7 protein-coding genes and 1 pseudogene are annotated in these 9,139 nt (G+C 49.7%); 2 read left to right on the top strand and 6 right to left on the bottom strand.

Annotated features, from left to right (window positions below; translation table 11 throughout):
• Window positions 1-88: 88 nt before the first annotated feature.
• The 3 genes from efp to ACI31H_RS07135 all read right to left on the bottom strand — a co-directional run bounded on the left by efp (window position 89) and on the right by ACI31H_RS07135 (window position 3,072).
• Complete coding sequence (gene efp / locus ACI31H_RS07145) at window positions 89-646, bottom strand: elongation factor P (RefSeq protein WP_439771295.1); 558 nt, start codon at window positions 644-646, stop codon at window positions 89-91.
• 201 nt (window positions 647-847) lie between these two features.
• Window positions 848-1,888: a zinc-dependent alcohol dehydrogenase family protein gene (locus ACI31H_RS07140; protein WP_439771294.1), complete on the bottom strand. Its 1,041-nt coding sequence runs from the start codon at window positions 1,886-1,888 to the stop codon at window positions 848-850.
• 98 nt (window positions 1,889-1,986) lie between these two features.
• Window positions 1,987-3,072 (bottom strand): Ldh family oxidoreductase, encoded by a 1,086-nt coding sequence (locus ACI31H_RS07135; RefSeq protein ID WP_439771293.1) that lies wholly within the window; start codon window positions 3,070-3,072, stop codon window positions 1,987-1,989.
• A gap of 441 nt (window positions 3,073-3,513) precedes the next feature.
• On the opposite strand from ACI31H_RS07135, the pseudogene ACI31H_RS07130 reads away from it, so the two are divergent.
• A pseudogene (locus tag ACI31H_RS07130) lies at window positions 3,514-4,841 on the top strand (DHA2 family efflux MFS transporter permease subunit).
• 91 nt (window positions 4,842-4,932) lie between these two features.
• Here ACI31H_RS07130 and ACI31H_RS07125 read toward each other — a convergent pair.
• The 3 genes from ACI31H_RS07125 to ACI31H_RS07115 all read right to left on the bottom strand — a co-directional run bounded on the left by ACI31H_RS07125 (window position 4,933) and on the right by ACI31H_RS07115 (window position 7,641).
• On the bottom strand, window positions 4,933-5,634 hold the full coding sequence (locus ACI31H_RS07125; protein ID WP_439771292.1) for a matrixin family metalloprotease: 702 nt from the start codon (window positions 5,632-5,634) through the stop codon (window positions 4,933-4,935).
• 115 nt (window positions 5,635-5,749) lie between these two features.
• Window positions 5,750-6,610: a GRP family sugar transporter gene (locus ACI31H_RS07120; protein ID WP_439771291.1), complete on the bottom strand. Its 861-nt coding sequence runs from the start codon at window positions 6,608-6,610 to the stop codon at window positions 5,750-5,752.
• Between the two features lie 473 nt (window positions 6,611-7,083).
• Window positions 7,084-7,641: a TetR/AcrR family transcriptional regulator C-terminal domain-containing protein gene (locus ACI31H_RS07115; RefSeq protein WP_439771290.1), complete on the bottom strand. Its 558-nt coding sequence runs from the start codon at window positions 7,639-7,641 to the stop codon at window positions 7,084-7,086.
• Window positions 7,642-7,773: 132 nt separating this feature from the next.
• Between ACI31H_RS07115 and ACI31H_RS07110 the strand changes: the two genes are divergently transcribed.
• Window positions 7,774-9,135, top strand: coding sequence for an amino acid permease (locus ACI31H_RS07110; RefSeq protein ID WP_439771289.1), 1,362 nt, complete (start codon window positions 7,774-7,776; stop codon window positions 9,133-9,135).
• The last annotated feature ends 4 nt before the right edge of the window (window positions 9,136-9,139 follow it).

The raw sequence follows: 9,139 nt of genomic DNA, 5'->3' as shown, positions 1-9,139 counted from the left end.
TCAGTATTATTTATTTGAGTCCAGTGGCTAACTTATTCTTGAAATTTAGGATTTAAAAAATCCTCCTAACAAGGAGGACTTTTTTATATTAAGCACGGGACTTGTAGCTACCATCGGTCGTGTTAATGATCAGCTTGTCACCAGTCTTGATGAAGGCCGGAACGTTAACTACTAAGCCAGTGCTCATCGTTGCTGGCTTACCACCACCGTCGATCGTGGCACCCTTGATCATTGGTTCGGTTTGGGCAACCGTCATTTCAACCGTGGTTGGCAGTTCAACCCCAATGATGTCGCCGTTAACAAAGTTCAGGGTGATGTTCATGTTTTCAACCAGGTAGTTACGGTCGTCACCCAGTTGGTCATGCGTCAAAGTGTATTGTTCGTAGTTTTCCAAGTCCATGAAGACCGCAGCGTCACCTTCGTCGTAAAGGTATTGGGCGTTCCGCTTATCAACGTTAACTTGTTCAACCTTTTCGGAAGGACGCATTGTCGTGTGCACAATGGAACCGGTCCGTACATCTTGGATGTCCATTTGCATCAACGTGTTACCCTTACCGGGCTTGTGGTGGTTGATTTGCAGAACCTTTAACAGCTTGCCGCCGCGTTCAAAAACCATGCCCTTTTTCAAATCGATTGTTTGAATCATCTTAAAAACACCTTCATTAATTAGATTTTTATTTTGTCCGGGCCACTGGCCACCCAGCAGCAACCGAAACGCTTTTTATGGTCCAGTCGAGCCACCAGCCCATAGCACATTATCCATTGTATCACATTCCGCTATTTAGATCCGTAAAAAAAGCAGGCCCTAACGAGCAAAGACTGCTCGCTAAGGTCTGCAGAGATTTAACTAATCCATCTTAACGTAGGACTTAATAGCTTGACGTTGGTCCATTGCCTCGTAGGCATCTTGGATTTGGTCTAGGCTGAAGGTCTTAGTGAAGACCTTACCAGGGTTAATTTCACCATCCAGTACCGCCTTCAGTAATACTTCCTTGTCGTAGGTAGTAACAGAAGCCGGCCCACCAGCAACGATCGTGTTGGTGTAAAATGGCGTGGTCATGTCTTGCTTAGGAGTGTGTGGCAGGCCAACCCGGCCAACAACGGCACCCGGACGGCCAACCTTCATGGCAGTATCAGTGGATTGTTCGGTCCCGACACATTCAAGGACGGCATCCGCACCGGCACCGTTTGTCAGGTCCATAATGGCCTTAACAGCTTCGTCACCACGAACGGCAACGTTATCGGTAGCACCGAATTCCTTAGCCAAGGCTTGCCGATCTTCGTGACGACTCGTGGAGATGATCTTCTTGGCACCACGCATCTTAGCAGCGATGATAGCACACAGACCAACCGCACCGTCACCCATTACAACGACCGTGTCACCCTCGCTAACGTTGGCAACGCGAGCAGCGTGGTAACCAGTAGCCATTACATCAGCCAAGGTTAACAGGGACTTCTTCATCCCTTCGCTGTAGTCGTCTGGTTGACCAGGAATCTTTACCAGTGCCCATTGACCGTGTTGGAAGCGAATGTATTCACCTTGAACCCCGCTGGAGAAGTTGTCGGTGTGGGATTGACAAGAACCATCAAAGCCGGCCCGGCAAGCAGCACAGTGGCCACAACCATGGGTAAATGGTGCGATTACAAAGTCACCGGGCTTAACCGTGGTGATGTCATCACCGACTTCTTCGACAACCCCGATTGCTTCGTGACCGGAGTTTTCGGAGTGGGCTTCAACGGGGTTAATCCCCCGGAAGTTCCAGAGGTCGGATCCACAAACACAGGCCCGCAGTACCTTAACAATCACGTCATCTGGCTTTTGGATTGTTGGCTTGTCAACATCCTTTAATTCCATCTGACCCTTACCTGCGAAAAATGCTTTTTTCATCGTACAAGTCTCCCTTCTGTTTAACTTTAATTGTACCCAATTACTACGCAGAAGGGTAATACTTTGATTCGATTATTAACCATACCTTAAACGCATACCTAAATTTGGGCCGGGACGGTGACGCCTAATTCTTGACCAATCGTGGTGATTTCCTCGTAGGTTTTATCATCAATGGAAACCCCGTTTTGCTTATTTTCTTCTAAGTAACGGTATTCCCGGTCACCCGGAACCCAGGTGGTCTTACCAGGGACGTGGTCTAAGCCCCGAATCCGGTTTAGCATTGCTGTTGCGTCCTGCTTAAGGGTTTCGGGGTCACCAAAGAAGGCGGGGTCAAAGGCAAAGAGGAATTGGCTGAAGTCGTGCTTGCCCCGGACCGTGTCGGCGGAAATTGAACCCTGGGCCAGGATCCCGGTCAATAATTCAACCACGATGGAGTTCCCCATCCCCTTGTAGTTGGCATTGACTTCCTTGTTCCCACCAAGGGTGACCAGGCCACCACCCTTTTGTTCACCTTCACTAAAGGCCGCGGTTGCGAGGATATCTTCCGCCTCTTTTGGATCCTTAACTACTTTCCGGTCCTTATCAACGACCCATTCGCCAGGAAGTTCTTGTCCCTTCTTATCGGCCACTTGGATCTTACCACCGGCAACCGCCGCCGTGGCCCCATCAAACATGAAGGGGTGGGGACTAGCCGGGAAGCCAAAGGCAAAGGCGTTCGAGCCTAAGAAGGCCTGGGTCGCGTTCGTTGGCACTACTAGTGGCCGGGTGTTGGTAAGGGCAATCCCGACAAGACCAGCGGCGAGGGCTTGTCGAGCGTAGTAACCGGCAATCCCAAAGTGGTTAGAATTACGGACAACCGCGATCCCGACGCCGACCTTTTTAGCCTTTTCAATCACCTTGTCCATGGCCAGGTGGGCCGCAAGCTGGCCCATGTTTTGGTTGGCATCAACAAAGACTGCCGCTGGTAGTTCCTTGACGACCTTCGGCTGCTTAGTCGGCACAATCGTCCCGTCCTTAATCATCCGTCGGTACCAGGCCAACCGTTGGATCCCGTGAGAGGAAATCCCCCGCAAGTCTGCATCGACTAAAGTATCAGCCAATAATTGGCCATCCTGCTTGGAAAAGCCCAGCTTATCAAACACCGTCTCCAAGTACTTACGTTCATCTTCTGCCTTTACGCGCATACTTCTTCACACCTTTCTAAATAAAAACGTCCCCGTGCAAACTGCACAAGGACGACAACCGTGGTACCACCTATTTTCGCTATTTTTAAAATAGCCTCTCATGATGGGTAACGGTCATCGCCCGGGAATGTAGCTTGCACCCATTCCATTTCAATGAGTTCATTTCATGCTGGTACCGGTGTGTCCTTTCACCAGTTGGCACTCGCTAAAACTGGTAGTCAACATTACTATTCTCATCTATTTTTCAAATATTGTTATTAATTTTAATCTAATTCACATGAAAGTCAATGGTTTGTTATCATTCTTTAATATTTACTTTGACAAGTACCCAATCATTCCCTACAATAGCACCCTATTATCACTGATTTGGAGGCGCTTGACTTGCAAACTGCTACTAAAATTCCTTGCAAGGTCATCGCGGCCATCATCGCGACCGGCCTGATGTCCTTTTGCGGGGTCATTGTTGAAACGGCAATGAATATTTCCTTTCCCAAGTTAATGACCGAATTTAACGTTACCACCAATGTCGTCCAGTGGATGACGTCCATCTACCTACTGGTGGTCGCAATTATCGTTCCCCTCTCGGCCCTCTTAAAGAAGGGGTTCCCGACCAAGAAGATTTTTATCACGGCCAACCTACTCTTCATCCTGGGGGTACTAATCGATAGCTTTGCGCCGAACTTTCCCCTCCTACTCCTGGGACGGGCAATTCAGGGGCTGGGAACCGGATCGCCCTGCCCTTGATGTTTAATATCATTATGGAACAAGTTCCCCAGCAAAAGATTGGGATGATGATGGGCTTTGGTAACCTCATTACGGGAATTGCCCCCGCCGTCGGTCCTACCTTTGGTGGTATCATCGTTTCCAGTCTGGGCTGGCGGTAGATTTTCATCATCCTCTTGCCCTTCTTAATCTGCTCATTTTGCTTAGGGTGTTGGGGGATCCTGCAAAAATCACCGGTCGAGCGGCAACACTTTGACCTACTGAGCTGCTTATTGATTGCCCTGATGTTTACCGGGCTGGTGGTCGGCTTCAGTAATCTTTCTGACACCCCCTTCCTAAGTCTTGCCAGTGGCGGAATGATCCTGCTCGGGATTGTCGCCATGGGACTGCTCTCCTGGCGGTCACTGAGCATTGAGCAACCGGTCCTTGACTTTCGGCTCTTTACCAGTTCGCGGTTTGCGGGCCACGTTCTGATCTTCTTTTTAACCCAGATGTGCTCCCTGGGCTTTGCCTTTCTACTACCTAACTACATCCAACTGGTCAACCATAACACCGCCCTGGTGGCCGGACTGATTGTCATGCCGGCCGGAATTGGTGGGGCCGTCTTCGCCCCCATCGGCGGACACCTGCTTGACCGTTTCGGACCCCGGCGGCCGATCATTACCGGTGCTAGCCTGATGCTGGTATCAATTCTCGGCTTTACCCTGGCTGCCCAGCACTTATCAAACCTCTTTATCACCCTGATCTATATTATATACATGGTCGGAATGGGGATGTTGATGGGGACGGTGATGACCTCGGCACTAGCCAGCCTGCCAGATAGCCAGAGCACGCAGGGTAACGCCATCCTTAACACCCTCCAGCAGTTTGCCGGGTCAATGGGGACATCGTTAGTCGCCATGATCGTGGCCAAGAGTCAGGTCGGTGTTGGCAAGACGCCGGTCGCCACGGCGGTCGGTAGCGGCCACGCCTTTATCCTAATGACGGTCTTTGCCGCCGTCATCCTCATCAGTGTTTTGAAGTTTGTCCCGAAAAAGATTAACTAACCCCTTATACGAAAGAGGTCCAAAGCCCGGTAAACGCCGAACTCTGGACCTCTTATTTATAATTATGGGAACTTTTCCCACCTTCTAATTATTAGGAATAAAGTTGCTTAACAGCCTGGACATCAGCCGGCTGGATAGAATAAAACGAGCCGGCCGGTTGCATTACCGAAACATTATTCGTGTGGTCAAGGCCAATGGCGTGGCCCAGTTCGTGTTCCGCTGTATTAACAATCCGGTCCCGTGAGTACCCGTAAAGCGGGTCCAGTAGGTAACGCTGATTAAGGTATACGTCTGCGTGTACGAACCGGTTAGTCAGGGGATTGGACGACTGCTGCGTTAAACCGGCCGCGTTGGTTTGGTCATTGTCCATGGCCCGGACAACGATATCGGCCTGGTCACGGTTAGTCGTTGGCCGGAAGCGGAAGGCTCCCGTCTGGTTCCAGGCCTGGATAGCCGAATTAGTTGCACTATCCAGGGTCGGGTTACCGGTACCGACGAAGATGGTCGCCGTCTTTTCCGGCCACCGTCCGGTTGTCGGTACCTGTCCTGTAGACTGGTTACTATCCGTCGGTCTCGTCTTGGGGGTAGCCTGCCCGTTGCCGTCCTGGGGGGTCGGTGCAGGATTAGTTGGTGCCCCAATGAGCTTGGCGACCCGTTCGCGAACGCGCCAAATACTACCATTGGCCGCCTGCTGAAATTGCTGGTTATTGAAATAGGTCCACCCTAGTCCAATGATAAGGCTAAGTACTACCAGTCGTTTAACCAGCCGCCAAAAAATGTTTACTTTGTCCACCTTCCTTCTGGACAATAGTATAGACTTACTTTTTGGCATAAAAATGAAGTAAAAGTTAAAGAAAAATAAAGGGCTGGAAAAATAAATTTTTCCAGTCCTTTATCACAACGACTTCCTACTTAGTAACACCAATCATAATACCACCAGCAACCACGAGGAGTACCCCGGCGATGATAAAGCGTACTTCCTTCGGGGTCTTACTTTCGTGTAGGATCCACAAACCACCCAGGGTGGAAATAATAACGTTCAGCTGGGAAATCGTGTAACCCACGGCCACCCCGTTAATTTCATTTGAAAAAATAATCCCCAGGTTGGCGATGGCGAAGCAAACACCGGTCGCCATGTTCTGCCACGTCTTTAAACCAAACAGGTGACCACCCTTTTCAAAGGAGCATAGGACGACCATAGCGATAAAGATAGCGACCGCCTGTGGGAAGACCACGTCCCAACCGCTAAGGTGAAAGGCCGTTGGGAAGGAGGCATAGGCAACGAAACCGAGTGATGAAATCAGCAGGTAGAGCATCCCCTTCTTGACGTTACTCCCCTGGTCACTGTGTTCCTGGTAAGCCGTCATCGCAATTCCGGCCACAATCAGGACTAGAGCACCGATCCCCAGCAACCACTGGTTAAGTGCGGTCCATTCGTGAAAGCAAATTGCACCGACTAAAGCGGTCCCGACCAGCTGCTCACCAACCGAAATTGGCATTGTCCGCGAAACTCCCACTAGGGAAAAACTCTTTACCTGAAGGATGATCCCGATACAAAAGCCGATCCCGCTCAGTGCGGATCCAAGCCACAGCCCACTCGTTAGTACCGGTCGCTTAATAAAGTAAACGACGATCCCGACCAGCAGGGTGACGATGGCCATCCCCATGACCTTGTTAGTATACTTACCACCAATCAACTGCATACAAATAACCTGAAAGCCTAGACCAAACGCCGGCACTAGTGCAATTAAAATATCCGATAGTGACATCTTTACTCCCCTTTTCTAACCGAAAAAAGGCCAACCACTAACTCCTTTGTTGGAATCGTGATTGGCCCCTTATTTAATCTTCCTTTTTAGCGTTTTCCATAGCCTTCATAATTGAAGGGTTCTTGGAATGGCAGTCCTTGATCATTTGCAGATCTTCTTCGCTTAATTCTACGATGTACTTAGCCATAGTCTATCCCCGCTTTCCTAAATTTTACCTTTACTATACCACTTTTCGCCGTTAATAAATAAGTTTCCACTAAGTCCGGAAGACGGGGTTGGCTAGCGGGCGCCTTTTCATGGCAAAGAAACCCTGACGCTCGTGCACTAACGCCAGGGCCTGCGCCCACCATTCATCTATCAACCTCATTTCGCCAGTTTGGCAATTATTGATTATCGATTTAGCACCTTTATTATACCAAACGGCGGCCCTAACTAGCGCTTGTTTAGGGAAACTTAACATAAAAAGGGAATTTTTAAAATACAACCGGCATCTGGGGGATCTCCTTGAGATTTTTCAACAAAATCTGTGTAATTTCACTGGCACTCTCGCGCTTCCCCCGCTGAATCCAGGTAATCATCATTCCAACGACAATACTAATACGGAGGTTAATGGAGTATTGGTAGTAGGCCTCGGCCGCCGCGGCCCGTGGCGATGCGGCCATAATCGTCCTGGTGGCATTTTGAATGACATCAATCCGTTGGTTCCGGATAAGCGCTTCGAGTACATCAGATTGCTTTTCCCAGTATTCAAATACCGACTGAATAAAGGTTACCTGGTTGGCCCCCTCCCGGCGGTACTTGGCATTAAACTCGGTCGTCAGTTCTTGAAACATCGTATCACACTTCCACTTGAGGATGTCCAAGGGTTCGTCAAAGTTACGGTAAAAGGTGCTCCGTCCCACCATAGCCCTTTTCACCAGTTCCGTAATATTAACTTCGGTCAGCGCTTTAGTCTTCAACTCGTCAATCAGGGCCCGGTAAAGTGCCGTGGCCGAGGTCAATGAACGTTTATCGCTTTTAATATGGTACATAATCACACTACCTGTCCTTTAAGATATGAAACAATTGTACCACAATATGTTATATGATACAATAGTTCCACAAATATTCTGATACTTAGTGGACCCCGATCCGGTCCCAAAAAAGGGAAGAAGCGATTGATCATGATTGATAATAAGAAAGTTCCTGAGCAATCACAACAGTTAAGCCGGTCGTTAAACAGCCGGCACATTACCATGATTGCCATTGGTGGGGCGATTGGCACCGGCCTATTCCTCGGTTCTGGACAGGCCATTCACAATGCCGGACCCTCCATCATTATCTCCTACCTCATAATGGGAATCTTCACCTTCTTGTTGATGAAGGCCCTGGGTGAACTATTATTGTCCGATACGAGTAAACACTCCTTTATCGACTTTGTTGCGGAATATCTCGGTCCCCGTGCGGAATTCATGACTGGCTGGATGTACTGGATCTGTTGGATCAGCCTGGCCATGGCAGACCTAACGGCGACCGGGATTTATTTAAAATTTTGGTTTCCTACACTCCCCCAGTGGGTGGGACCCCTGATTATCGTTATCCTATTGATGTTGGCCAACATGGTCAACGTGGGCCTGTTCGGTGAAATCGAGAGCTGGTTTTCCTTTATTAAGGTCGCCGCAATCGTTGCCCTGATCGTGGTTGGTACCATCATGGTTATCACCCATAAGGTCGTCAACGGTGTCCCTGCCAGCTTCGGTAACCTGGTTAAGTACGGTGGATTATTCCCCACTGGCGGAAGCAGCTTTTTAATGGGCTGCCAGATGGTCGTCTTTGCCTTTGCCGGAATTGAGATGGTGGGGGTTACCGCCGGCGAGACCGCTAACCCCAAGGAAGAACTCCCTAAGGCAATTAACACCCTGCCAGTTCGAATCATCCTCTTTTACCTGGGATCAATGGCCGTCGTTATGGCAGTTTACCCCTGGGACCAGATCAAGACGACGGTCAGCCCCTTCGTCCAGGTCTTCTCCGCAATGGGGATTAAATACGCGGCCGGAATTATCAACTTCGTGGTATTGACGGCGGCCATGTCGGCTACCAATAGTGCCCTCTTCACCACTAGCCGGACACTGTATACCCTGGCACTCAGCGGTAACGCCCCGCACTACTTTGCCCAACTGAGCAGTGAGGCCGTCCCCAAGCGGGCACTGAACTGCTCCTCATTAGTCCTGCTGTTAGTTGTAGCGCTGAACTACTTCTTACCGTCCAAAATCTTCCAGATCATTTCCAGTGTTTCCACGATTAACTTCCTCTTTGTCTGGATCATTATCATGGTTTGCCACATCCGCTACCGGCAACGGAGCCAGCACCCTGGAATCTCCCCCATGCCCGGTTACCCCTTCACTTCGTGGCTAACCCTCCTCTTCTTCATCAGTATTTTAGTCGTCCTCTTAATCGAACCGGCGACCCGCCTCTCGCTTATCCTCTTCTTGATCTTCTTTGCACTCCTCTTTTGGCAATACAAACTACTCACGAGGCGCAAGTGAAAAA

Source organism: Limosilactobacillus sp. (assembly GCF_051873035.1).
Lineage (GTDB): Bacteria > Bacillota > Bacilli > Lactobacillales > Lactobacillaceae > Limosilactobacillus.
Note: the sequence above shows the minus strand (reverse complement) of the source record. Positions and strands in the feature narration are given on the sequence as shown.

Bases quoted from the DNA above. Each gene is read 5' to 3' on its own strand.
- ACI31H_RS07135 (WP_439771293.1), bottom strand. From the start codon at position 3,072: ATGCGCGTAAAGGCAGAAGATGAACGTAAGTACTTGGAGACGGTGTTT.
- ACI31H_RS07120 (WP_439771291.1), bottom strand. From the start codon at position 6,610: ATGTCACTATCGGATATTTTAATTGCACTAGTGCCGGCGTTTGGTCTA.
- ACI31H_RS07115 (WP_439771290.1), bottom strand. From the start codon at position 7,641: ATGTACCATATTAAAAGCGATAAACGTTCATTGACCTCGGCCACGGCA.
- ACI31H_RS07110 (WP_439771289.1), top strand. From the start codon at position 7,774: ATGATTGATAATAAGAAAGTTCCTGAGCAATCACAACAGTTAAGCCGG.
- efp (WP_439771295.1), bottom strand. From the start codon at position 646: ATGATTCAAACAATCGATTTGAAAAAGGGCATGGTTTTTGAACGCGGC.
- ACI31H_RS07140 (WP_439771294.1), bottom strand. From the start codon at position 1,888: ATGAAAAAAGCATTTTTCGCAGGTAAGGGTCAGATGGAATTAAAGGAT.